This window comes from Achromobacter anxifer (assembly GCF_903652925.1).
GTDB lineage: Bacteria > Pseudomonadota > Gammaproteobacteria > Burkholderiales > Burkholderiaceae_B > Achromobacter > Achromobacter anxifer.
This window is the reverse complement of sequence record NZ_CAHLAR010000012.1, coordinates 172,429-195,612: the sequence shown is the minus strand read 5'-3', so window position 1 is coordinate 195,612 and position 23,184 is coordinate 172,429. Positions and strand designations below refer to the sequence as shown.

Sequence of the window (23,184 nt, the reverse complement as noted above, 5' to 3'; positions counted from 1 at the left end):
AGACGAAGGTGGCGGCTATGCCGCCTTCACGGTCGTCCGCCGGCGGCGGCGACGCGCAGCGCGAGCCGGGTCATTTCTTCCCAGGGATCCGACAGGCGGCCGGGCACGGACAGGCCCTTGATCAGCCGGTCAACTTCGTGCGCGTGCTGCACGGCGGCGGGCCAGACGCCCGGCTGCACCCTGCCCAACGCTTGCAGCGCCAGCCGTTCGTGCGCGCCGAAAATGCGCAGGCGGCGCATCAGGCCGTTGACGTCCTGGCCCAGCGCGCGCGCCTCGGCCACGCGGGCCAGCAGGCGGATTTCCTCGCCGACCGCCCACAGCACCAGCGGCAGGGCTTCGCCTTCGGCGCGCAGGCCGTCGATCATGCGGATGGTGCGGCCGGTGTCGCCGGCCAGCATGGCGTCGCGCAAGCCGAAGACGTCGTAGCGGGCCACGTTCAGCACCGCGCGTTCCACGTCTTCCGCGGCCAGCTGGCCTTCGGGGTAGAGCAGGCCCAGCTTCTGGATCTCCTGGTGGGCGGCCAGCAGATTGCCTTCCACCTTGTCGGCCATCCATTGCAGCGTGGCGTTGTCGGCGCGCTGGTTCTGGCGCGCCAGGCGCATGCCGACCCAGGCGGGCAGGCGGCCGCGCTCGATATTGGCGATATCGACCATCATGCCGCCGCGCGTCAGCGCCTGCACCCAGCGGCTTTCGCGCGTGGCCTTGTCCAGGCGCGGCAGGGCGATCAGGATAAGCGTGTCCGGATCGGCCTGCTTTTCGGCCTGTTCGGCCAGCTTGGCCAAGGTGTCGGCGCCGGACTTGCCAGGCTTGCCGGTCGGGATCTTGAGTTCAAGAATGCGGCGGTCGCCGAACAGCGACACGCTCTGGGTCGCGGCGATGACCGAACTCCAGTCGCTGCGCGCGTCCATCACCATGGACAGGCGGTCGGTGTAGCCGGCATTGCGGGCCGCGGCGCGCAGGGCGTCCACGGCCTCGGTCACGAGCAGGGGCTCGTCGCCGGACACCGTGTACAGCGGCGCCAGGCGGTTGCCCGGCCGCTGCAAGTGCTCGGCCAGGCGATCCGCGTCCAGGGGCTGTGCCATTTAGCGCAGGAGGGCCGGGTCGGTGGTGGACGGCGTCTGCCACGGCGCGGGCGTGCGCTTCTGGTCCGGCATGGTCGGATCGTATAGCGGCGTGTCGCCATCCTCGGCACGCTGTTCGGCGTTCTCGAACGCGTGGCGCACTTCCGGCGCGGTCATGCGGCGCAGCAGGCGGGACACGAGGTCGCGTTGCATCGTCTTGTACAGCGTCTCGATTTGGCCCTGCTTGGCCTGCACGACCTGGTCGTCGTACGGCATTTCGCGGTAGATCGACAGCGTCGTGTCCGGGATCAGCGCGCGGCCCTTGGCGTCGATGAGGCGGAACGTGTAGTTGATGCCGAGTTCGTATTCCTCGACGCGGCCCTGGGCGTTCAGCGATACCTCGCGCAGGGTGCGGACCTCGTTGACTTGCTGCAGGATGGCCTGGGCTTCCTTGGGGTCGCTCACGAGTTTGGTGTCGGGCGAGGCCGCCCGCAGCGAGCGCCGCACGTCGGCGCCGAACTGGGTCGTGTCAGGGATGCCGACATACAGCGTGTTGAACGGCATCGGCGTGACTCCCCGCAAAGCGAAACCGCAGGCAGAGAGCAGCATGACCAGCGCCAGGCAGGCGCCGCGCTGCAGCCAGGAGAGGCGGGAAGAGTGCGTTTGTTGCCCGGCGAAGTGCATGCTTGACCTCATCAGCCTACGACGTTGACCAGTTTGCCCGGAACCACGATGACGCGCTTGGGCGGACGGCCTTCCAGGAAGCGGGCGACCTCCTCCTGGGATGCCGCGAGCTTCTCGATGTCTTCCTTGGCGGCCTTGGCGGCCACGCGGATCGAGCCGCGCAGCTTGCCGTTGACCTGGAGCATCAGCTCGATCTCGTCGGCGACCAGCGCCGCCTCGTCCACGTGCGGCCAGGGCGCGTCGAGCAGGTCGCCCAGCTCGTGGGCGTAGCCCAGGTCGCGCCACAGGTGCCAGGTGATGTGCGGCACCACGGGGTACAGCACGCGCAGCAGCACGCCCAGCGTTTCGGCGTAGGCGGCGTCGGCGGCCGCGCCCTCGGGCAGCTTGGCGTCGTCGATGGCGTTGAGCATCTTCATGCACGCGGACACGACGGTGTTGTACTGGATGCGCTGGTAGTCGTAGTCGGCTTGCTTGAGCAGGCCGTAGACTTCGCGGCGCAGGTCCTTGACCGGAGCGGGCGCCTGCGCCCAGTCGGCGCCATGGGCCAGGCCGCGGGCCACTGCTTCGCGCTGGCCGTAGCTGATGGACCAGAGGCGGCGCAGGAAGCGGTTGGAGCCTTCGACGCCGGAGTCGGACCATTCCAGGGTCTGTTCCGGCGGGCTGGCGAACATGACGAACAGGCGGGCCGTGTCGGCGCCCAGGGTGTCGATCAGCGATTGCGGGTCGACGCCGTTGTTCTTGGACTTGGACATGGTGCCCACGCCGCCATAGGTGATGGCGGAGCCGTCCGACTTCAGCTTGGCGCCGGTGATGGCGCCGCGCTCGTCATAGACGTTCTCGACGTCCTCGGGCCAGAAGTACTCGATGCCGCCCTGGGGCGTCTTGCGCGAATAGATATGGTTCAGCACCATGCCCTGGCACAGCAGCTTGGTGAAGGGCTCGTCGAAGTTGAGCAGGCCCATGTCGCGCATGACCTTGGTCCAGAAGCGGGCGTACAGCAAGTGGAGCACCGCGTGCTCGATGCCGCCGATGTACTGGTCCATCGGCATCCAGTAGTCGTTGCGCGCGTCGACCATGGCGTTGTCGTTGCCCGGCGAGGTATAGCGCATGAAATACCAGGACGAGTCCACGAAGGTGTCCATGGTGTCCGTTTCACGGCGCGCCGGCTTGCCGCACTTGGGGCAGGAGCAGGACAGGAAGGCCTCGTTCTTGGCCAGCGGGTTGCCGCTGCCGTCGGGGATCAGGTCGTCGGGCAGCACCACCGGCAGGTCTTTTTCCGGCACGGGAACCGGGCCGCAATCCGCGCAGTGGATGATGGGGATGGGGGTGCCCCAGTAGCGCTGGCGCGAGATGCCCCAGTCGCGCAGGCGCCAGGTAGTTTGCTTTTCGCCCAGGCCCTGGGCGCCGAGATCGGCGGCGATGGCGTCGACGGCTTCCTTGTGCGAGAGGCCGTCGTACTTGCCCGAGTTGACCGTGCGGCCGGCCTGCTTGTCGCCGTACCACTCCTGCCAGGCGCTGGTGGAGTATTCCTTGCCGGCCACGTCCACGACCTGGACGATGGGCAGGTCGTACTTGCGGGCGAAGGCGAAATCGCGTTCGTCATGCGCCGGCACGCCCATGACGGCGCCGTCGCCGTAGCTCATGAGCACGTAGTTGCCGACCCAGACCTCGACCTCGGCGCCCGTGACCGGGTGCGTGACGTACAGGCCGGTGGGCATGCCTTCCTTTTCGCGCGTGGCCATTTCGGCCTCGGTCGTGCCGCCCAGCTTGCATTGCTCGATGAACGCGGCCAGCTGCGGGTTGGACAAGGCGGCCTGCGTGGCCAGGGGGTGCTCCGGCGCCACGGCGCAGAAGGTCACGCCCATGATGGTGTCGGCGCGGGTGGTGAAGACGTACAGCTTGCCGTCCTGGATCAGCTGGCCGTCCTGGCCGGCGATCTTGTGCGGGAAGGCGAAGCGCAGGCCCTCGGACTTGCCGATCCAGTTTTCCTGCATCAGGCGCACGCGCTCGGGCCAGCCGGGCAGGTCGTTCTGGACCGCGCCCAGCAGTTCGTCGGCGTAATCGGTGATGCGCAGGTAGTAGCCGGGAATCTCGCGCTTTTCGACCAGCGCGCCAGAACGCCAGCCGCGGCCGTCGATGACCTGTTCATTGGCCAGCACGGTCTGGTCCACCGGATCCCAGTTCACGACCTGGGTCTTGCGGTAGGCCACGCCCTTTTCCAGCATCTTGAGGAACAGCCACTGGTTCCATTTGTAATACTGGGGATCGCAGGCGCACATCTCGCGCGACCAGTCGATCGCCAGACCCATCGCCTTCATCTGCTTCTTCATGTAGGCGATGTTGTCGTACGTCCACTTCGCCGGCGGCACCTTGGACTTGATGGCGGCGTTTTCCGCCGGCATGCCGAAGGCGTCCCAGCCCATGGGCATCAGGACGTTGTAGCCGCGCATGCGCAGCTGGCGGGCCATCATGTCGTTGATGGTGTAGTTGCGCACGTGGCCCATGTGCAGCTTGCCGCTGGGGTAGGGCAGCATCGAGCAGGCGTAGAACTTCGGCTTTTCGGAGCCGTCGGCGTTCTTCGCGTGTTCATGGACCAGGTAGACGTCGCGGGCCTGCCAGTCTTGGTGGGCGGCTGCTTCGACGGTATTGGGGAGGTAACGTTCCTGCATGGGCTCGTGCACGGTGGCAAAAAAGGGTGAGCCGCCTCGCCGCGCGGGCGCGGAGGCGGTCAAAACCCCTGATTATAGGAGGTGCTAGGCGCGGGCAGGGGACGGAGCCGTTTCCGGGATGCGCGCACTGGGCGCCAGGGCGCCATAAGCCAGCGTCACCACCCCGAGGACGGCGCCCGCGGTGACCACGCCGGGCCAGCCAAAATGGGCGTACAGCCAGGACGATACCAGCGAACCGCTAGCTCCGCCGATGAAGTAGCTTGTCATATAGCCGGCGGTCAGCCGGCTGCGCGCTTCGGGGCGCAGCCGGTAGAGGGCGCTGCTGTTGGTGACGTGCACGCCCTGGATCGCCAGGTCCTGCACCAGGATGCCGGCCAGCAGGGCCAGCACCGACACCTCGCCGAACGCGATCAGCCCCCAGGAACCCAGCAGCAACAGCAGTCCGACGCGGGTGGCCAGGTTGCCCAGGCCGCGGTCGGCCATGCGGCCGAAGCGGTTGGCGGCGTAGGCGCCGGCGGCGCCCGCCAGGCCGAACAGGCCGATGGTGGTGTTGCTGTATTGATAGGGCGGGCTGGCCAGCAGGAAGGTCAGGGGCGTCCACAGCATGCTGAAGGCTGCGAACAGCAGGCCGCCCAGCAGCGAACGGGCGCGGAACAGCGGCTCCTCGACGAACATGCGCAGGATGGAGCCCAACAGGCGCGGGTAGCTCAGCCCGGCCGGACTCTGGTGGCGCGGCAGCAGGCGCCACAGGGCCGCTGACATGATCAGCATCAGGATGGCGGCCACCCAGTACACGGTGCGCCAGCTGCCCAGGTCGGCCAGCGCGCCGGCGACGGTGCGGGCCAGCAGGATGCCCAGCAGCAGTCCGCTCATGACGGTGCCCACGGCCTTGCCCCGCTCGTGCGGCGCGGCGAGCGTGGCGGCGAAAGGCACCAGGATCTGGGCCACCACGGACAGCATGCCCGTCAGCGCCGTGCCCAGGATCAGCACGCCGATATTGGGGGCGAACGCGGAAATCAGCAGGCCGCCCGAGGACAGCAGGTTCATCAGCACGATCAGGCTGCGCCGCTCGAACATGTCGCCCAGGGGCACCAGCAGCATCAGGCCCACCGCATAGCTCAGCTGCGCGGTGGTGACGATGCTGCCCGCCGTGGCGCTGGACAGCGAGAATTGCTCGCTGATCGTATGCAGCAGGGGCTGCGCGTAATAGTTGCTGGCGACGGCGAGGCCCGTGGCGACCGACATCAGCAGGAGAATGGGCGCGGTCAGGGCTGGGGTCTGGGAGGACTGGGAAGCGGAAGTCATGGCTTTGAATCGATAGGGGAGCTGCGGGGAAGGGGCGGCGGGTTCAGGCGTCGATGCCGCCCGGCGTTTCCTGGTCCTGCTTGATCAGCAGCTTCTTGAGCAGGCCCGCCAGCTGCTTGCGTTCCGCGGCGGATAGTGGCTCCAGCAGCTCGGTCAGGTCCTTCAGGTAATCCTTCAGCACCAGCTTGATGACGCGCAGGCCCTCGGCGGTGAGCGACACGATGACGCCGCGCCGGTCCTCAGGGTTGGGGCTGCGCGTGAGCAGGCCGGCCTGCTCCAGGCGGTCGAGGCGGTTGGTCATCGCGCCGGAGGTCAGGAGCAGGGCCTCGACCAGTTTCTGCGGATTCAGCGCATAGGGCGCGCCGCTGCGGTATAGCGTGGCCAGCACGTCGAACTCGCCCTGGTGCAGGTCGTAGCGGCGAAAGCTGCGGTTCACGTTGCGGGCGGCCAGCGCGTTCAGGCGGAACACGCGCGTGACGACGGACATGGGGGCGAAGTCCTGGCTGGGACATTCCCGGGTCCATTGCGAGATCACCAGATCGACGAGGTCATTCATGGGAAGACGATATTTATTTTGATGTGAAGTATCTTAACATGAAGATAAATTCGGGCAAGCGCTTCACGAGCCGCGCAAAAGGGCGGCGGCAAAAAAGAAGGGCCCGCCTCTTGCGAGGCGGGCCCTTCCGGCTTGACCGGAGATACGCGCGGAATTACTGCGCGGCGTCCTTCAGCTTCTTGAGCGGGCGGACCTTCACCTTGACCGAAGCCGGCTTGGCCGGGAACCAGCGCTCTTCACCCGTGAACGGATCCTTGCCGAAGCGCTTGGCCTTGGCGGGAACCTTCTGCACGGCGACCTTGAACAGGCCGGGCAGCGTGAATTCGCCAGCGCCCTTCTTGTCCACGGAGCTCAGCACCGAGGTTTCCAGGCTGGCCAGGACGGCCTTGACCGACTTGGCTTCGACGCCGGATTGCTCAACGATGTAGGCGATGAGCTGGGTCTTGTTCAGAGCAGCCTTGATAGCCTTGGGGGCGGCAGCGACCTTCTTGGCGGCGACGGCCTTCTTGACGGCCGGCTTGGCAGCGGGCTTCACAGCGGTTTTAGCGGCAGTTGCCTTCTTTGCGGGCGCCTTGGCGGCGGGCTTGGTGACTTTCTTGGCAGGAGCTTTTGCTTTCGTGGCCATGGTCAAAATCCGTATGTTGAGGACATGGGGCAGCGCGCGCGCCGGGTATCGGCGTTTAACGCTACGCGGCCGATGATAGCGGAAGAGTGACGTTTAATGCGGTTTTCCAGCGGGTTTTTGGCCCTTGTTTGTTGTTTTCGACACAGAAAGTGCCTTGCAGAAGGGCTCCAGCAAGATGTCGTGACATTCATCGCCTAATTTTTCAGATGTCTGCGGTACTGAACCAACTGCGCCGCGCATGTTCCAATTGCGTGCTGCGCGCGGGACCCGCGCGGAAAAAAACCTAAGTGAAGCAAGCCATATGTTGATGAAGAAGTTGGCGGCGAGCCTGATCGTCGCGGCCGCGTGCATGTCGGGCGCCGTGGCGCAAACGGTGCCGGCGCCGGCCCTGTCGGCCAAGGCCTGGCTCCTGCTGGACGAGACCAGCGGACAGGTGATCGCGTCGCACGAGGCGACCACGCGGATCGAGCCCGCGTCCCTGACCAAGATCATGACCGCCTATGTGGTGTTCGAGGCCTTGAGCAAGAAGGAGCTGTCGGCGAACCAGCTGGTCACGGTGTCGACCCGCGCCTGGAAGGTGCCGGCGGGCAGCTCGAAGATGTTCCTGGAGCCCGGTTCGAAGGTGTCGGTGGACGACCTGCTGCGCGGCCTGATGATCCAGTCCGGCAATGACGCGGCCATCGCGCTGGCCGAGGCGGTGTCGGGCAGCGTCGAAGCCTTCGTGGCGCGGATGAACGACACCGCCGCGAAGCTGGGCCTGCACGCCACGCATTTCGCCAGCCCTCACGGCCTGCCGGATCCGGGCACGTACTCCACCGCCAGCGACCTGTCGGTGCTGGCCGCGCGTTTCATCCGCGACTATCCCGACCTTTACAAGACCTACGATTCGGCCAAGCAGTTCACCTTCAACAAGATCACGCAGCCGAACCGCAACCGCCTGCTGTGGCTGGATCCCAGCGTGGACGGGTTGAAGACCGGGCATACCGAATCGGCCGGGTACTGCATCGTGGCCAGCGCGCGGCGGCCCAACGGCGCCGACCAGCGCCGGCTGATCACGGTGGTGGTGGGCACCGCCTCCGACAAGCTGCGCACGCAGGAAAGCCGCGAGTTGCTGGAGTGGGGCTTTCAGGGGTTCAATACCATCAAGCTGTACGCGCGCGGCCAGGCGGTCGCCACGCCCGAAGTCTGGAAGGGCGAGCACGACACGCTGAAGGCCGGCTTCGCGCGTGACGCGTACGTGACGGTGCCGGCGGGCGCCAAGGTGGAACCGGTATGGACGCCGCAGGATCCGCTGGTGGCGCCGATCGCGGCTCAATCCACGGTGGGCTCCCTGCGGGTGCTGGTGGATGGCAAGCCCGCCATGCAGTTCCCCGTGGTGGCGCTGGAGCCGGTGGCCGAAGCGGGCTTCGCGGGACGCGCGTGGGATTCCATCCGCTTGTGGTGGCGCGGTCACGCCGGATAACGGAGGTGTGCGATGGCGGTGAGCTTTCCTGGAGGTCCGGCCCCGGCGCCGGGAGCCGATGATCCGCTGGCCCTGCTGTCGGCCTGCCATGGCCGTATTTCCCGCCAGTGCGCCACGCTGGGGCGCCTGGCCCGGCACCTGCCCGCGCACGGCAGCGATGGCGCGGCGCAGACTGCCGCGGCCAGCGTCCTGCGCTACTTCGACACCGCCGCCGCGCACCATCACGAGGACGAGGAACAGGACCTGTTCCCGGCTTTGATCGAATCCATGGCCGGCTCCGACGCCGTCTGCCTGCACGCGCTGGTGGATGGCTTGATCGCCGAACACCGGCAACTGGCGCGGCGCTGGGAGCCCTTGCGGCAGGCGCTTGGCGAGATCGCGGCGGGCCGGCAGGCCGAGCTGTCCGCGGCCCAGGTCCAGGATTTCACCGATGCCTACGCCGCGCACATCCAGCGCGAAGAGAGCGAGCTGCTGCCCATGGCGGCGCGGCTGATCGCGGACGATGCGCTGGCCGCCATCGGCCAGGCGATGAAGTCGCGGCGCGGCGGCGAGGCCGGCTGAGTCCCCGGCCGCACGCCGGGCGCGGTTTCCGGCATGGCCGGGATTGGCGCTACGATGGCCGCAGCCGGCGCGCGGCGCGCCGGGTTTCCGCCACGTTCCCGCCATGAACCGAAACACGCGTTTCCGCCAGAAATTGCAGGATCCCGGCCTGATGCACGCCATGTCGGCGCACAACCCCTTGTCCGCCAGGCTGGCGGCCGAAGCTGGGTTCGACGCCATCTGGGGCAGCGGTTTTGAGCTGTCGGCCAGCCATGCGGTGCCCGACGCCAACATCCTCTCGCCTTCGCAGCACCTGGAAATGATGCGCGCGATCGCGGCCACGGTGGACGCGCCCGTCATTGCCGACATCGACACGGGGTTCGGCAACGCGATCAACGTTTCCTACATGGTGCCGCAGTACGAGGCCGCCGGCGCGTCGGCGGTGGTGATGGAGGACAAGACCTTTCCCAAGGACACCAGCCTGCGCGCCGCCGGCCGCCAGGAACTGGTGCGGATCGAGGAGTTCCAGGGCAAGATCGAGGCGGCTTGCGGCGCGCGCCGCGACACCGATTTCTGCGTGATCGCCCGGACCGAGGCGTTGATCGCGGGCGCCGGCGAGCAGGAGGCGCTGACCCGCGCCCTGGCCTATGAGGCGGCCGGCGCCGACGCCATCCTGATCCATTCCAAGCAGAGCTCGCCGGACGAGATCCTGTCGTTCGTCGCGGCGTGGCCGGGCCGTGTGCCGCTGGTGCTGGTGCCCACCGCCTATCCGCAATTGCGCGAAGCCGACATCCAGGCGCTCGGCAAGGTGGGTCTGGTGATCTACGGCAACCACGCCATCCGCGCCGCGGTGGGCGCGATGCGGGACGTGTTCACCCGCATCCGCCGCGACGGCGGCATCCATGAGGTGGACGCCGGCCTGCCGACGGTCAAGGAGATCATTGCGCTGCAGGGCGACGCCCACATGCGCGAGCTGGAGCGCCGCTATCTGAAGTAAGCGCAACGCGTTGCGCCGGCGGGGGCTAGCGATTACGCTAGACGACCCGCCGCCATGGCGCGGGCCGATTCGAAAAGCAGATGCCGAGGGACAAGAAAGAATGATGCAGGGGGGGATGAGCGTCGCGCGCCGGTTGTTCGGTTCGTGGGTGGACGAAGTCAATGGGCGGACCTTGCGCGCGGATGCGACGGCGGGCCTGCTGGGTGCGCTGCTGGTATTGCCGCAGGGTGTCGCGTTCGCCTTGCTGGCGGGCCTGCCGCCTGAATATGGCCTGTATTCCGCGATCGTCCCCTGTATTGTCGCGGCGCTGTTCGGCTCCAGCCGGCATGTCATGTCCGGCCCCACCAACGCCAACTCGCTGGCCCTATATGCCGTGCTGACGCCGCTGGCGGTGGCCGGTAGCGAAAACTACATCCAGCTGGCCTTGGCCGTGACGGTGCTGGTGGGCCTGATGCAGTGGCTGGTGGGCACGCTCCGGCTGGGATCGCTGGCGCATTTCATTTCGCCGTCGGCGCTGTTCGGCTTCACCAGCGGCGCGGCCCTGCTGATCGCCGTGCACGCGTTGAAGGACGCCCTGGGCATGCCGGCGCCTGACGCGCATGGCGCGGGCGCCCTGCTGGCCAGCCTGGGCGCGCACCTAGACCTGGTGCATTGGGGCTCCTTGCTGGTGACGTTGACGACCCTGGGCGTGGCCTTGCTGGTGCGCAAGCTGGACAAGCGCAAACCTTACATGCTGGCGGGACTGGCGGCGGGGGCGCTGGCCGCCGCCGCGTTCAACGCACTGACCGGCGGGACGCCCGTGTCCGTGCTGGGCTCGCTGGCCCAGCCCTGGCCGCCGTTCCACATTCCCAGCGTCGACTGGCGCGCGCTGCCCGAGCTGCTGAGCGTGGCCTTCGCGCTGACCATCGTGGCCCTGGCGCAATCCATCTCCATCGCCAAGGCCGTGGCCACGCGCTCGGGCCAGCGCATCGACGCCAACCGCGAATTCGTGGGGCAGGGGCTGTCCAACATCGTGGGCGGCTTCTTCTCGTGCTATCTGTCCTGCGGTTCGCTCAACCGGTCCATCCCCAACTTCGAGGCAGGGGCCAAGACACCGCTGGCGTCGGTGTTTTCGGCCCTGCTGCTGGTGGCCCTGGTGGCCCTGTCGGCGCCCTTGCTGGCCATGATTCCCCATGCCGCGATCTCCGGCCTGCTGCTGCTGGTGGCGTGGACGCTGTTCGACATTCCGCGCTGGCGGCAACTGATCCGCACGCAGCGCGGCGAAGCCATCATCGCCGCCGCGACCCTGGCCGCCACCATCACCATCCGCATGGAGGTGGCGATTCTGCTGGGCACGGTGCTGTCGCTGATGGTCTATCTGCACCGCACCTCGCGTCCGGCGATGCGCAGCATGGGCTTTGATGCGCGCGGGCCGGAACGCCGCTTCGTGGTGTTGCAGCATGCGCAGGACGCCTTGCCGGAGTGCCCGCAGCTGAAGCTGCTGCGCATGGAAGGTTCGGTCTATTTCGGCGCCGCCACGCACGTGGCGCAGCGCCTGCACGAGCTGCGCGCGGAGCCGGACGCGCCGCGCTATCTGCTGGTGATGGCCAAGAGCATGAACTTCATCGACATGGCGGGCGCCCAGGTCTGGGAGGATGAGCTGGCGGCGCGGCGGGCCATGGGCGGCGATCTGTATTTCCACCGCCCCCGGCCGGAAGTGCTGGACATGTGGCGCCGCACGGGCTTCCTGGAGCGCCTGGGCCAGGACCATATCTTTCCCGACAAGGCGACGGCCCTGCATTCGATCTACGCCAGGCTCGACCGCGGGATTTGCGCAGGCTGTCAGGCGAAGATTTTCTGGGAATGCCAGCCGGACGGCCAGAAAGCGGGCTGAGGCAGCGCCGGCTTCAACCGGCCTGCGGCGCTTCCGTGCCCAGATAGGCGGCGCGGACCCGCTCGTCGGCAGCGATGGTGGCGGGCTCGCCTTCGGCCAGCAGGCTGCCGCGCACCAGCACGGCGATGCGGTCGGCGTGCTTGAACACCACGTCCAGGCTGTGCTCGGTGAACAGGACCGCGATGCGCTGCGTGTCCGCCAGCTTGCGGGTCAGCCGCATCAGCGCGTGGCGCTCGTTGGTGGCCATCCCGGCGGTAGGCTCGTCCATCAGCAGCAGCCGCGGCTGGTGCGCCAGCGCCATTGCCAGCTCCACCCGCTTGACATCGCCATAGGCTAGCGTGCCGCAGTGTTCTTCCGCCTTGTCCTCCATCTGCACCTGCGACAGCAGGGACATGGCTTCGCCGGCCGCGTGGCGCGTGGCCCGGCGCCACGGATTCAGCAGCAGGCGGTCGCGCGACAGCAGCGCCGTCTGCACGTTTTCCCGCACCGTCATGGAGCGGAAGGTGGCCGCGGTCTGGAAGGTGCGGCCCACGCCCAGTCGGCAGATCCTGCCAGCCGACAGGCCCACCAGTTCGCGGCCGTCCAGCAGCACGGAACCGGAATCTGGCCGCAACTGGCCGCCCAGCGCGTTGAAGCAGGTGGATTTGCCCGCGCCGTTGGGGCCGATCAGAGCCAGCATCCGGCCCGCTTCCAGCGTAAAGGACACGCCGGCCAGCGCCTCGATGCCGCCGAACGATTTGCGCAGTTCGCGGACCTGCAGCAAGGGCGCGGCGTTCATGCGCGCCTCCGGTTCCAGCGGGCGGCGAGGCGTGCGGCGGCGCCGGCGATACCCTCGGGAAACGCCAGGACCAGGGCCAGGATGGCCAGCCCCAGCACGGCGTGCCAGTACTCGGTGCTGCGCGCGGCGGCATCCTGCAGCCAGGTGTAGGACGCCGCGCCCACGAGCGGGCCGGCCAGGGTCTGCAGGCCGCCCAGCAGCACCATGACCAGTCCGTCCACGGAGCGGCTCACGGCCAGCGTGTCGGGCGCGATGCTGCCTTTCGAGAACGCATAGAGCGAGCCCGCGATGCCCGCGGCAAACGAGGCCGCCACGAAGCCCGCCCATTGCACGCGCCGCGTGTCCATGCCCAGCGCCTCGGCGCGCAAGGCCGAATCGCGCACGCCGCGCAGCGCATAGCCCAGCGGCGAGAACGCCAGCCGCCGCAGCCAGGCGATGCCGGCCACGCACAGCGCGAGCGTCAGGTAATAGAACCAGGGGCCCTGCGCCAGCCAGGCCGACGGCCACAGCCCGATCAGGCCGTTGCTGCCGCCGGTCACGTCGTCCCACTGATAGGCCAGCGCCCACAGGATCTGCGCCACCGCCAGGGTCAGCATGGCCAGGTACACGCCCGACAGGCGCACGCAGAACCAGCCGAACAGCAGGGCGCCGAGCGCGGCGGCGAACGGCCCCAGCAGCAGCGCCGCTTCCATCGGCACGGCCGCCAGCTTGAGCAGCAGCGCCGCGCCGTAGGCGCCCAGGCCGAACCAGGCGGCGTGGCCGAACGAGGTCATGCCGGCCAGCCCGGTCAGAAAATGCAGGCTGGCGGCGAACAGCGCCGCGATCAGGATCTCGGTGAGCAGGATGCCCAGATAAGGGCTGTGGGCGGCCGCCACCGGCGCCAGGATCAGCAGCGCCAGCAGCAGGCCATAGGCCAGCCGCAGGCCGCGGCCCGCGGGGGCGATGGGGCGTTCGGGGGCGGCGCCATGGGAGGCCGGCTCGGGCGGCTTGCCCAGCAGTCCCCAGGGGCGCACGACCAGCACCACGGCCATCACGGCGAACTCGGCCAGCAGCGTGAGCTTGGAAAGATTGAAGATCCACGGGCCGATCTGCACCTGGCCCAGGAACACGAACAGCGCCTTGACGGAACAAATCAGCAAGGCGGCCAGGAAGGCGCCGGGGATCGAGCCCAGGCCGCCCACGACGACCACGACGAAGGCGCTGGCGATGATCTCCAGGTCCAGTCCAAGCGTGGCCGGCACGCGGGGCGCTGCCAGCGCGCCGCCCAGTCCGGCCAGGAAGGCGCCCAGGGTGAAGGCGGACGTGAACAGCCAGGCCTGGTTCACGCCCAGCGCGGCCAGCATCTGGCGGTTCTCGGCCGCGGCCCGCAGCAGCCGGCCCCAGCGCGTGCGCATCAGCAGCAGCCAGAGCAGGCCCAGCACCACGGGGCCGGCCGCGATCAGCAGCAGGTCGTATTCGGGATAGCGGCGGCCCAGGATCTGCACGGCGCCGGACAGGCCGGGCGCGCGCGCCGCGAACAGGTCTTCGGGGCCCCAGATGGCCAGCGCCGCGTCGCCGATGATGAGCACCAGCGCAAAGGTGGCCAGCAGCTGGAACAGTTCGGGCGCCTGGTACAGGCGCCTGAGCACCAGCCATTCGGCGGCCGCGCCAATGAGGCCCGTGGCCAGCGCCGCCAGCAGCAGCCCGGCCCAGTAGCCGGCGCCGTCGCCGAAATAGCCGGTGAAGGTCCAGGCCAGGTAGATGCCCAGCATGTAGAACGAGCCATGCGCGAAGTTGACCACGCGGGTGACGCCGAAGATCAGCGACAGGCCGGCGGCGACCAGGAACAGCGCGCTGGCGTCGGCCAGCCCATTGAGCAGCTGCAGCAGCAGCCCGGAAAGGCTCATCAGTGCGCCGGACGCATCTTGCGCACTTGCTCGTCAGGCGGTTGCAAACGGGCGCCGTCGATATAGGCGAAGTCCTTCATCACGCCCTTGCCGTCTTCCACGGCGGTCACGCCGACGTACACGCCCATGGTCGACTGGTGATCGATCTTGCGGTACTGGATCTGGCCGTAGGGCGTGTCGACCTTCAGGCCGGCAAAGGCGTCGACGAGCTTTTCGGTGTCGACCTCGCCCGCGGCCTTCAGGCCTTGCGCGATGGACATGAGGGACGCGTAGCCCACGACCGAGCCGACCTTGGGCGTTTCGTTGTAGCGCTTCTTGTAGGCCTCGACGAAGGTGGTGTTGGCCGGGGTGTCGATGGCGTACCAGGGATAGCCGGTGACGATCCAGCCGCTGGGCGTGTCGGCACCCAGGGGCTCCAGGTATTCGGGTTCGCCGGACAGGACCGACACCACGGCGCGGTTTTCGAACAGGCCGCGGGTATTGCCTTCGCGCACGAAGCGGGTCAGGTCGGCCGCGAACAGCACGTTGAAGATCGCGTCGGGCTTGGCGTCCGCCAGCGCCTGCACCACGGCGCCCGCGTCCACCTTGCCCAGCGGCACGGCCTGTTCGGCGACGAATTCCACGTCGGACTGGAACGAGGTCATCATGGCCTTGAAGGTGGCCACGGCGGACTGGCCGTATTCATAGTTGGGGTAGACGATGGCCCAGCGCTTCTTGCGCAAGGCCAGCGCCTTGGGAGCCAGGGCCGCCACGTGCATCCAGGTGGATGGACGCAGGCGGTAGGTATAGCGGTTGCCGTCCTGCCAGGTGATCTTGTCGGTCAGCGGCTCGGCGGCCAGGAAGAACACCTGCTGCTGCTTGGCGAAGTCGGTCAGGGCCAGGCCGGTGTTGGAAAGAAAGCCGCCGAACAGCAGCTCGACCTTTTCGCGGGCCAGCAGCTCCTGGGCCGCGCGCACCGAGTCGCCGGGGTTGCCGTTGTCGTCGCGCGAGATCACTTCCAGCTTCCTGCCGAGCACGCCGCCTTCGGCGTTGACCTGTTCCAGGGCCAGCTGCCAGCCCTTTTTATAGGGGCCGAGGAAGGCGGGGATCGCCTTGTAGCTGTTGATCTCGCCGATGCGGATGGGCGGCTCCTTGTCCTTGGCCGAGGCGGCCGGGGCCAGCGCCAGGGCCAGGAGTGCCGGCGCCACGGCGCGGCGCAACAGGGTAAGGCAGGGACGGAACATGGCAGGTATCGCGTGGAGTGGGGTTCAGGCGCTTGAGGGGCGCGGTGGATGACGGCGGCCCAATTGGAACATGGGCCTTTGCCCCGGGGCAATAGACACAGACCCCGCGCCGCGCCAGCCCGGAAATGAAAAAAGGCCCTGCGATGCAGGGCCTTTTCGTCTTGCGGGAAAACCGGCTGAATTACTTCAGCTTGGTTTCCTTGTAGTCAACGTGCTTGCGAGCGACCGGATCAAATTTCTTGATCAGCATCTTCTCGGGCATGTTGCGCTTGTTCTTGGTGGTCGTGTAGAAATGACCCGTGCCGGCAGTCGACTCGAGCTTGATCTTTTCGCGGATACCTTTGGCCATGTCGTGCTCCTAGTATGTAGATTGGCGGGGAGGCCGATTAAACCTGTTCGCCGCGGGCACGCATGTCGGCGAGCACGGCATCGATGCCGTTCTTGTCGATCGTGCGGATGGCACTGGCCGAAACACGCAGGCGGACCCAGCGGTTTTCGCTTTCAACCCAGAACCGGCGCGATTGCAGGTTGGGCAGGAAGCGACGCTTGGTCTTGTTGTTTGCGTGCGAAACATTGTTGCCCACCATCGGGCCTTTGCCGGTCACTTGGCATACGCGTGCCATGGATGCACCTCTTTAAGTCGTTCTTTTGCGCGCATCGCTTGGGGGGGGTAGACAGGGTTTCAGCCGCCGGGCTGTAGAGGCTGTACAGCTGCTGCTGTACCTTGCCTATGCCGGCCACCCAGTCTTAGTGGATGAGGGGGGATCGGAATGGCTCTTCAAGCCCAGTCTGGTCCGCCCCAGTGCTTATACCCGCTGCCTGCCACCCACGGAATTCTTGGAAGAATTTCTGGTATTTCCGAAGGAATCACCAGACGTTGCCACAAGACGTTGCGCGGTTGGGGTCAGAGTGCCGGACTACAAAGCATAGTAGTCCTACACGGGAAACTTCATGCGAAGACGTAGATTCTAATATGAAAAGCGTAATTAAATCAAGCAGCCAGGCTAGCTGGCGTGCGATTGCGCCACACGGCCCGAGATCCAGGACAGGCAGGCGCAGGTCGCCAGCGTGGTCGTCAGGGGCAAGGCGCTATCGGTCTGCCAGGCGCTGACGGCGAAGCCGGCCAGCGCGCCGCAGGACAACTGAAGCGTCCCCAAAAGCGCCGAGGCCGCGCCCAGCCGCTTGCCCTGGTCCGACAGCGCAAGCGCCGCCGAGTTGGGGTTCACGAAACCCTGGCTGCCCATGTAGCTGATCAGGCACAGCATCAGCAGGGGCAGGGTCATCCAGCCGACCAGGGTCAGCGCCACCGCCGCCAGGCTGGCGCAGGCCAGCGAGGTCAGGGCGCGGCGCTGCAGCTGGCGCGGCGTGTAGGTGCGCAGCAGGCGGGCGCTGATCTGCGAGCAGACGATGAGCGACAGAGCATTGGTGCCGAACAGCAGGCCGTAATACTGGGGAGGCACGCCGTAGAGTTCGATGAAGACTCGCGGCGAGCCGATGATGTAGGCGAACATGCCGGCCTGGCCGAAGCCGCCGGCCAGGCTGTGCGCCATGAAGCCGCGGTGGGCGAACAGGTCGCGGTAGTTCCGCAGTATGGTTTCCCAGCGCAGCGGCACCACGCGTTCTGGCGCCAGCGATTCCTTCATGATCAGGATGACCGCTGCCATCAGCATCGCGCCGCCCGCCAGCATGACCCAGAACAGGCTGCGCCACGAGGTGATGGCCAGCAATTGGCCGCCCGCCAGCGGCGCGAGGATCGGCGCCAGGCCCATGATCAGCATCAGCAGCGACATGGCGCGCGCGGCCTCATGGGTTTCATAGTGATCGCGGATGACCGCGCGCGGGATCACGATGCCGGCGGCGCCGCCCATGGCCTGCACCACGCGCCAGCCGGTCAACGCCTCGACCGAGCCCGACAGCGCGCAGCCCAGGGAGGCGATCATGAACAGGGTCAGGCCCACCAGCAGCGGCGGCTTGCGGCCGTAGCGGTCGGCCATCGGGCCGTAGAACACCTGCGCCATCGCCAGGCCGATCAGGTAGGCGGCCAGGGTGCGTTCGACATCGCCACGCGGCACGCCCAGGTTTGCCGCGATCGTGGGGAACGCGGGCAGGTACATATCGATGGCGAACGGGCCGATGGCCGTCAGCGCGCCCATGAGTATCAGCCAGCCGGGCAGGCCGCTGCGAAAGGAATTTGCTGGGGGCATGTGGATCGCGGTTAAGCGCAGGGACAGGGCCCGGATGCGGTTTGTTGCACGGTTTGGGCCAAGTAAACGACTGTATCACGGGCAACCTTACAAGCAAATTGCAAGTTTTTTCCGATAAAGTCATTGCGGTCCGTACGTATTTCAGAGGAGAAGCCGTGAATCCTTTGTTGTCTGTTGTGGAACGCAAACTCCAGGCCCTGCCGGTCCCGATCCAGCTGGTTTTGCCCGATGGCGCCGTGCTGGGGCCGCCCGAACCGCGCGTCCGTTTCGTCGCGCACGACAAGACCGCCCTGGCGCATCTGGCCGAAGGCGCGGTGGGCGTGCTGGGACAGGATTACGTCGAAGGCCGCATCGACATCGAAGGCAATATGCGCGACGTCATGGCCGCGGCGTCGGCGCTGCTGCCAGGCTCGCCGGTCGAGGCGGCGCGCGGCGGCTGGCTGACCGAGCTGGTGCGCAAGGTGATGTCGGTCTGGCGGCACTCGGTGGAGCGCGACGCCAAGCAGATCGAATTCCACTATGACCTGTCGGACGATTTCTACGCGCTCTGGTTGGATCCGCGCCGGGTCTATTCCTGCGCCTACTATCGCGAGCCGGGCATGACGCTGGCCCAGGCCCAGGAAGCCAAGCTGGACCACATCTGCCGCAAGCTGCGCCTGCGTGCGGGCGAACGCTTCCTGGACGTGGGCGCTGGCTGGGGCGGCCTGCTGCTGTGGGCCGCGGAAAACTACGGCGTGGACGCCACCGGCATCACCTTGTCGCGCAACCAGCACGCGCACGTCAACAAGCTGATCCAGGAGAAGGGCCTGGCCGGCCGCGTCCGAATGGAGCTGCTGGACTACCGCAAGCTGGACGAATCCACGCCCTACGACAAGATCGCGTCGGTCGGCATGTTCGAGCACGTGGGCCGCGCCCAGCTCGAAGCCTATTTCGCCAAGTTGCGCCGCCTGCTCAAGCCGGGCGGGCTGATCATGAACCACGGCATTACCGCGGCGGGCGTCTACAACGCCGAGCTGGGCAACGGCATGGGCGAATTCATCGAGAAGTACATCTTCCCGGGCGGCGAGCTGACCCACGTCAGCGTGGTGATGGAAACCCTGACCAATGGCGGGCTGGAAGAGGTGGACGTGGAGAACCTGCGTCCGCACTATGCGCGCACCTTGTGGGCCTGGAGCGACGCGCTGGAGGCGCGCTTGCCGGAAGCCGCGCGCGTCCTGGGCGGGGAGCAGGGCGAGCGTTCGCTGCGCGCCTACCGGCTCTACCTTGCCGGTTGCGCCATGGCCTTCGAGCACGGCTGGATCGCGCTGCACCAGATCCTGGGCCAACACCCGGCGACCGGGCGTTCCGACGAACTGGACAACCCGCCGGACCTGGCCTATCCATGGCGCCGGGACTATATGTACGGCAAGAACGGATAGTGGCCGGCATCTGTCCATGGCGTGGCCGAAGTGCCGGGGAAGGCCGGAATTCAAGGCCTGGAAACAGGCCGGAATTCTATCCGCGCGATGGCCGGAAACGGCGGTTTCGGCTGTTTCCAGGGCCCTGAATCGTGTGAATATGAATTTATTATTAACTAAATGTATCTTACTTGGCGGGCCAGAATCCCTTAGGGAAAAACGCGGTTCCACCTCTTGTCGATGCGGGTAATCCCAGGGCATTTTTTACCCAAATGTATCTAATCTGTTCTGGGTTAGGGTTGGGTTGAGCATCAATTTCGTTTAAGATGCTGCCTTCTTCGTTCAGTTTGTTCACTTTCTGCGGGCTTTCAAAAACTACGTTTTTTGAGGCTCCTGTCTTGCAAGATGCCGCATCCTCGCGGACCGTCTTGTTGCTAGTGTCGGTTTGTATTGGCGGTTCTGCCCGTCTTCCGCACAACCCCCTTAGCTCCATGGCACCTTCGGGCCCAAGCCCGGCGCGTGTCCCTGAACCTATGGAGGCAAAAGCCAATGCGTTTTACCCCTGTCAAGACCCTGGCCGCCGCGGCCGTGTTCTTTGCCTTTGCCGGCGCGGCCCAAGCCGCCGATGGCGCCCAGTGTGAAATCAAGCGTCCGGTCAATTTCGGCGGGATGAACTGGGAATCCAACCTGGTGCTCGTCGACGTCGAGCGATTCATCATGGAAAAGGGCTACGGTTGCAAAACCGAGACCTTGCCCACCGAAACCCTGCCCGCCCTGGCCGCGCTGGAGCGCGGCGACCTGGACATCAACACCGAGATCTGGCTGAACAGCGTGGCCGAGCCCTGGGACCGCGCCGAGAAGACCGGCAAGGTCAAGCGCATCGGCGATCTCTACATGGGCGCCGAGGGCTGGTACATCCCCCGCTACACGGCCGAACGCCTGCCCGAACTCAAGTCCGCGGCCGACCTGCCGAAGTTCAAGGACAAGTTCAAGGACCCCGAAGAGCCCGGCAAGGGCCGCTTCTACGGCTGCCCGGCAGGCTGGGGCTGCGAGATCACCAGCAATAACCTGTTCCACGCGCTGAAGCTGGACGACACCTACACGCTGTATTCGCCCGGCACCGGCGCGGCGCAGAAGGCGGCCCTGATGTCGGCCTACAAGCGCAAGCAGAACGTGGTCTTCTACTACTGGTCGCCCACGCCGCTGGTCGGCGCGATGGACCTGGTCAAGCTCGACATGCCGCCGTACGACGCCGAAAAGCACAAGTGCCTGACGTCGCCCAAGTGCGCCAAGCCCGAGCCCAGCGCCTATCCCGACAATCCCGTCTTCACCGCGGTGAACACCAAGTTCTCCGAGGAAGCGCCCAAGCTCACCGAATTCCTTTCCAAGGTCTCGGTGCCGCTGCCGGTGATCAATGAGACCCTGGCCCACATGGAAGAGTCCGGCGACGAAGCCAGCGCCGTGGCCAAGTGGTTCCTGAAGAACAAACCCGACGTCTGGACCAAGTGGGTCCCCGCCGACGTCGCCGGGCGCGTCCAAAGCGCGCTGTAACCCGCCATGAGCCTGGCAGCGCGCCGCCATGGCGCGCGCCGGTCCCGCAAGGGGCCGGAATTCCTTGCCGGGATGGCCGCCGGCCGGGCGCGATGCGCACCCGGTCCGAGACACGCTGGCGCCGCCGCTGCTGCTGGAAGCCCCCAGGTCCCGCCGCCTTGCCCGATTCCGGGGCAGGCGGGGGCGGTCCTGGCGGTGAGTGCGCCAGAATGGAGTAGAACCAATGTTTCCTGAAATTATCCCCGCCCGGCAGGTCCGGGGGGCGATCGACGGTTTCGTCGATCACCTGGTCACCAATTACGCCGACACGCTGGAGACCCTGTCCCAGCCCGTCCTGCATGCCCTGGTGTGGCTGGAGCAGCTGTTGCGCACCTCGCCCTGGTGGGCGGTGGTCGCGGTGACGATCGCGGTCGCCTGGGGCGTCAGCCGCCGCATCGGCCTGAGCCTGGCGATGGGCGCGCTGCTGTGCGTGATCGGCGTGCTGGGCCTGTGGGACGCCGGCATGCAGACGCTGGCGCTGATGATCATGGCCGCCGGCCTGTCGGTGGTCATCGGCATCCCGCTGGGCGTGCTGATGGCGCGCGTCAACTGGCTGCGTTCCGTCATGCTGCCGGTGCTGGACGTGATGCAGACCATGCCCAGCTTCGTGTACCTGATCCCCGTCGTCATGCTGTTCGGCCTGGGTAAGATCCCCGCGATCATCGCCACCGTGATCTACGCCGTGCCGCCGCTGATCCGCCTGACCGACCTGGGCATCCGCCTGGTCGACCGCGAGGTGCTGGAGGCCTCGCGCGCCTTCGGCGCCAATCCGCGCCAGCAGCTCTTCGGCGTGCAGCTGCCGCTGGCGTTACCCAACATCATGGCCGGCATCAATCAGACCACGATGATGGCGCTGTCGATGGTGGTGATCGCTTCGATGATCGGCGCGCGCGGCCTGGGCTATGAAGTGCTGCTCGGGATCAATCGCCTGGAGGTGGGCCGCGGCCTGCTGGCAGGCTTGGGTATCGTGGTGCTGGCCGTGCTGTTCGACCGGATCACGCAATCGTATGGACAGCGCATGCGCAAGGGAGGCCAACGATGAGCAAGATCGAGGTCAAGAACATCTACAAGGTCTTCGGGCCGCATCCGAAGAAATGGCTGGAAGCCGCCCAGAACGGCATGAGCAAGGAGCAGCTGCTGGCCGAGAGCGGCCACACGCTGGGCCTGCGCGACATCAGCCTGTCGATCGAAGAGGGCAGCATCTACGTGATCATGGGCCTGTCGGGGTCCGGCAAGTCCACGCTGATCCGCCACTTCAACCGCCTGATCGAACCCAGCGCCGGCCACATCCTGGTCGACGGGGTGGACGTGGTCAGCCTGAACAAGCGCGATCTGGAAGTCTTCCGCCAGAAAAAAATGAGCATGGTGTTCCAGCGTTTCGGCCTGTTCCCGCACCGCACCGTGCTGGACAACGCCGCCTACGGCCTGACCGTGCAGGGAGTGGGCCGCGCCGAACGCGAAAAGCGCGCCCGCGAATGGCTGGACCAGGTGGGCCTGTCGGGCTTCGAGAACCAGTACCCGCACCAGTTGTCGGGCGGCATGCAGCAGCGTGTCGGCCTGGCCCGGGCGCTGGCCACGGATGCTGAAATCCTGCTGATGGACGAAGCCTTCTCCGCGCTGGACCCGCTGATCCGCCGCGAAATGCAGGACCAGCTGCTGCAGCTGCAGGCCAAGCTCAACAAGACCATCGTCTTCATCACGCACGACCTGGACGAGGCCCTGCGCCTGGGCAACCGCATCGCCATCCTCAAGGACGGCGAACTGGTGCAGGAAGGCACGCCGGAAGACATCCTGCTGAATCCGGCCAACGACTATGTGCAGTCGTTCCTGCAGGACGTGAACCGCACCAAGGTGCTCAATGCCACCCACGCCGTGAACCCGGCGCGCCTGACCCTGACCATGCGTTCGCGTCCCGCGCACGCCATGGACCGCATGCGCGCCCTGAACTACGAGTACGCGCCCGTGCTGGACGGCAAGCGCCTGGCCGGCGTGCTGACCGCCGAAGCGGCCACGCGCGCCATCGAGGAAGGCACGCGCGACATCTCGCGCTACGTCGAGGACCTGGCTTCCGTGCCGGCCACGGCGGGCCTGGGCGAAGTGCTGGCGCAGCTGGTGCACAGCGACCAGCCGGTCGCGGTGACCGGCGAGGACGACGAATTCATCGGCATGCTGTCGCGCAAGAAGGTGGTGGAGCTGGTCACGCCGGCCCTGGCCGAAGCGGCTCCTGCCGAGACCGCTGCCGCGGACGCGGCGCCGTCCGATGCCGCGCCTGCCGCCGAGCAGTCCCAGCCCGAGTCCGAGCGCCGCGACCAGGCCGCCTGACAGGGAGAAACC

Annotated in this window: 20 protein-coding genes; 8 read left to right on the top strand and 12 right to left on the bottom strand. The window is 66.9% G+C overall.

The genetic code is table 11. From position 1 onward, the window contains the following. Window positions 1-26: 26 nt before the first annotated feature. The 6 genes from holA to HWY37_RS29390 all read right to left on the bottom strand — a co-directional run bounded on the left by holA (window position 27) and on the right by HWY37_RS29390 (window position 6,900). Window positions 27-1,082 (bottom strand): DNA polymerase III subunit delta, encoded by a 1,056-nt coding sequence (holA, locus tag HWY37_RS29415; RefSeq protein ID WP_175205971.1) that lies wholly within the window; start codon window positions 1,080-1,082, stop codon window positions 27-29. After that, window positions 1,083-1,745: an LPS-assembly lipoprotein LptE gene (locus HWY37_RS29410; protein ID WP_175205972.1), complete on the bottom strand. Its 663-nt coding sequence runs from the start codon at window positions 1,743-1,745 to the stop codon at window positions 1,083-1,085. It lies immediately after the preceding gene. Window positions 1,746-1,756: 11 nt separating this feature from the next. Continuing rightward, window positions 1,757-4,414, bottom strand: a complete 2,658-nt coding sequence (gene leuS, locus HWY37_RS29405) for a leucine--tRNA ligase (RefSeq protein WP_176090430.1) — start codon at window positions 4,412-4,414, stop codon at window positions 1,757-1,759. A gap of 84 nt (window positions 4,415-4,498) precedes the next feature. Next, window positions 4,499-5,719 carry an MFS transporter gene (locus HWY37_RS29400; protein ID WP_175205974.1) on the bottom strand — a complete coding sequence of 407 codons (1,221 nt, stop codon included), beginning with the start codon at window positions 5,717-5,719 and terminating at the stop codon, window positions 4,499-4,501. Between the two features lie 43 nt (window positions 5,720-5,762). Then, window positions 5,763-6,275 (bottom strand): MarR family winged helix-turn-helix transcriptional regulator, encoded by a 513-nt coding sequence (locus HWY37_RS29395; protein ID WP_175205975.1) that lies wholly within the window; start codon window positions 6,273-6,275, stop codon window positions 5,763-5,765. A 154-nt stretch (window positions 6,276-6,429) separates the two neighbouring features. Beyond that, window positions 6,430-6,900: an HU family DNA-binding protein gene (locus tag HWY37_RS29390; protein ID WP_175205976.1), complete on the bottom strand. Its 471-nt coding sequence runs from the start codon at window positions 6,898-6,900 to the stop codon at window positions 6,430-6,432. A gap of 301 nt (window positions 6,901-7,201) precedes the next feature. On the opposite strand from HWY37_RS29390, the gene HWY37_RS29385 reads away from it, so the two are divergent. The 4 genes from HWY37_RS29385 (at window position 7,202) to HWY37_RS29370 (ending at window position 11,772) form a co-directional block, all read left to right on the top strand. Further along, a complete protein-coding gene (locus HWY37_RS29385; RefSeq protein ID WP_176090429.1) occupies window positions 7,202-8,362 on the top strand; it encodes a D-alanyl-D-alanine carboxypeptidase family protein in 1,161 nt (386 codons plus the stop codon). Window positions 8,363-8,374: 12 nt separating this feature from the next. Continuing rightward, complete coding sequence (locus tag HWY37_RS29380; protein ID WP_176090428.1) at window positions 8,375-8,923, top strand: hemerythrin domain-containing protein; 549 nt, start codon at window positions 8,375-8,377, stop codon at window positions 8,921-8,923. Window positions 8,924-9,026: 103 nt separating this feature from the next. Continuing rightward, entirely contained in the window at window positions 9,027-9,899 is an 873-nt protein-coding gene (locus HWY37_RS29375; RefSeq protein ID WP_176090427.1) for a phosphonopyruvate hydrolase, read from the top strand. A 115-nt stretch (window positions 9,900-10,014) separates the two neighbouring features. Next, a complete protein-coding gene (locus tag HWY37_RS29370) occupies window positions 10,015-11,772 on the top strand; it encodes a SulP family inorganic anion transporter (protein WP_176090426.1) in 1,758 nt (585 codons plus the stop codon). Between the two features lie 13 nt (window positions 11,773-11,785). Here HWY37_RS29370 and HWY37_RS29365 read toward each other — a convergent pair whose 3' ends face one another. The 6 genes from HWY37_RS29365 to HWY37_RS29340 form a co-directional block, all read right to left on the bottom strand. Further along, entirely contained in the window at window positions 11,786-12,550 is a 765-nt protein-coding gene (locus HWY37_RS29365) for an ABC transporter ATP-binding protein (RefSeq protein WP_176090425.1), read from the bottom strand. After that, window positions 12,547-14,436, bottom strand: a complete 1,890-nt coding sequence (locus tag HWY37_RS29360) for an ABC transporter permease (RefSeq protein WP_176090424.1) — start codon at window positions 14,434-14,436, stop codon at window positions 12,547-12,549. The genes HWY37_RS29365 and HWY37_RS29360 overlap by 4 nt, the downstream gene beginning before the upstream one ends. Further along, window positions 14,436-15,659 (bottom strand): ABC transporter substrate-binding protein, encoded by a 1,224-nt coding sequence (locus HWY37_RS29355; protein WP_175205983.1) that lies wholly within the window; start codon window positions 15,657-15,659, stop codon window positions 14,436-14,438. The genes HWY37_RS29360 and HWY37_RS29355 overlap by 1 nt, the downstream gene beginning before the upstream one ends. Window positions 15,660-15,840: 181 nt before the next feature. Then, the gene (rpmG, locus tag HWY37_RS29350; protein ID WP_003810296.1) at window positions 15,841-16,008 is read right to left on the bottom strand and encodes a 50S ribosomal protein L33; all 168 of its coding nucleotides are present in this window, start codon (window positions 16,006-16,008) and stop codon (window positions 15,841-15,843) included. A 37-nt stretch (window positions 16,009-16,045) separates the two neighbouring features. Then, on the bottom strand, window positions 16,046-16,282 hold the full coding sequence (rpmB, locus tag HWY37_RS29345; protein ID WP_175205984.1) for a 50S ribosomal protein L28: 237 nt from the start codon (window positions 16,280-16,282) through the stop codon (window positions 16,046-16,048). Window positions 16,283-16,663: 381 nt separating this feature from the next. Then, entirely contained in the window at window positions 16,664-17,812 is a 1,149-nt protein-coding gene (locus tag HWY37_RS29340) for a Bcr/CflA family multidrug efflux MFS transporter (protein WP_175206106.1), read from the bottom strand. 206 nt (window positions 17,813-18,018) lie between these two features. Between HWY37_RS29340 and HWY37_RS29335 the strand changes: the two genes are divergently transcribed. The 4 genes from HWY37_RS29335 to HWY37_RS29320 all read left to right on the top strand — a co-directional run bounded on the left by HWY37_RS29335 (window position 18,019) and on the right by HWY37_RS29320 (window position 23,172). Next, entirely contained in the window at window positions 18,019-19,281 is a 1,263-nt protein-coding gene (locus HWY37_RS29335; protein WP_175205985.1) for a class I SAM-dependent methyltransferase, read from the top strand. Window positions 19,282-19,809: 528 nt separating this feature from the next. Next, the gene (locus tag HWY37_RS29330) at window positions 19,810-20,811 is read left to right on the top strand and encodes an ABC transporter substrate-binding protein (protein WP_176090423.1); all 1,002 of its coding nucleotides are present in this window, start codon (window positions 19,810-19,812) and stop codon (window positions 20,809-20,811) included. A gap of 223 nt (window positions 20,812-21,034) precedes the next feature. Then, complete coding sequence (locus HWY37_RS29325) at window positions 21,035-21,892, top strand: ABC transporter permease (protein WP_176090422.1); 858 nt, start codon at window positions 21,035-21,037, stop codon at window positions 21,890-21,892. Then, window positions 21,889-23,172 (top strand): quaternary amine ABC transporter ATP-binding protein, encoded by a 1,284-nt coding sequence (locus HWY37_RS29320; RefSeq protein ID WP_175205988.1) that lies wholly within the window; start codon window positions 21,889-21,891, stop codon window positions 23,170-23,172. The genes HWY37_RS29325 and HWY37_RS29320 overlap by 4 nt, the downstream gene beginning before the upstream one ends. Window positions 23,173-23,184 lie beyond the last annotated feature (12 nt).

Bases quoted from the DNA above. Each gene is read 5' to 3' on its own strand.
- HWY37_RS29355 (WP_175205983.1), bottom strand. From the start codon at position 15,659: ATGTTCCGTCCCTGCCTTACCCTGTTGCGCCGCGCCGTGGCGCCGGCA.
- rpmG (WP_003810296.1), bottom strand. From the start codon at position 16,008: ATGGCCAAAGGTATCCGCGAAAAGATCAAGCTCGAGTCGACTGCCGGC.
- HWY37_RS29325 (WP_176090422.1), top strand. From the start codon at position 21,035: ATGTTTCCTGAAATTATCCCCGCCCGGCAGGTCCGGGGGGCGATCGAC.
- leuS (WP_176090430.1), bottom strand. From the start codon at position 4,414: ATGCAGGAACGTTACCTCCCCAATACCGTCGAAGCAGCCGCCCACCAA.
- HWY37_RS29320 (WP_175205988.1), top strand. From the start codon at position 21,889: ATGAGCAAGATCGAGGTCAAGAACATCTACAAGGTCTTCGGGCCGCAT.
- HWY37_RS29410 (WP_175205972.1), bottom strand. From the start codon at position 1,745: ATGCACTTCGCCGGGCAACAAACGCACTCTTCCCGCCTCTCCTGGCTG.
- HWY37_RS29360 (WP_176090424.1), bottom strand. From the start codon at position 14,436: ATGAGCCTTTCCGGGCTGCTGCTGCAGCTGCTCAATGGGCTGGCCGAC.
- HWY37_RS29390 (WP_175205976.1), bottom strand. From the start codon at position 6,900: ATGGCCACGAAAGCAAAAGCTCCTGCCAAGAAAGTCACCAAGCCCGCC.
- HWY37_RS29395 (WP_175205975.1), bottom strand. From the start codon at position 6,275: ATGAATGACCTCGTCGATCTGGTGATCTCGCAATGGACCCGGGAATGT.
- HWY37_RS29340 (WP_175206106.1), bottom strand. From the start codon at position 17,812: ATGGGCGCGCTGACGGCCATCGGCCCGTTCGCCATCGATATGTACCTG.
- HWY37_RS29330 (WP_176090423.1), top strand. From the start codon at position 19,810: ATGCGTTTTACCCCTGTCAAGACCCTGGCCGCCGCGGCCGTGTTCTTT.
- rpmB (WP_175205984.1), bottom strand. From the start codon at position 16,282: ATGGCACGCGTATGCCAAGTGACCGGCAAAGGCCCGATGGTGGGCAAC.
- HWY37_RS29380 (WP_176090428.1), top strand. From the start codon at position 8,375: ATGGCGGTGAGCTTTCCTGGAGGTCCGGCCCCGGCGCCGGGAGCCGAT.
- holA (WP_175205971.1), bottom strand. From the start codon at position 1,082: ATGGCACAGCCCCTGGACGCGGATCGCCTGGCCGAGCACTTGCAGCGG.
- HWY37_RS29375 (WP_176090427.1), top strand. From the start codon at position 9,027: ATGAACCGAAACACGCGTTTCCGCCAGAAATTGCAGGATCCCGGCCTG.
- HWY37_RS29385 (WP_176090429.1), top strand. From the start codon at position 7,202: ATGTTGATGAAGAAGTTGGCGGCGAGCCTGATCGTCGCGGCCGCGTGC.
- HWY37_RS29365 (WP_176090425.1), bottom strand. From the start codon at position 12,550: ATGAACGCCGCGCCCTTGCTGCAGGTCCGCGAACTGCGCAAATCGTTC.
- HWY37_RS29400 (WP_175205974.1), bottom strand. From the start codon at position 5,719: ATGACTTCCGCTTCCCAGTCCTCCCAGACCCCAGCCCTGACCGCGCCC.
- HWY37_RS29370 (WP_176090426.1), top strand. From the start codon at position 10,015: ATGAGCGTCGCGCGCCGGTTGTTCGGTTCGTGGGTGGACGAAGTCAAT.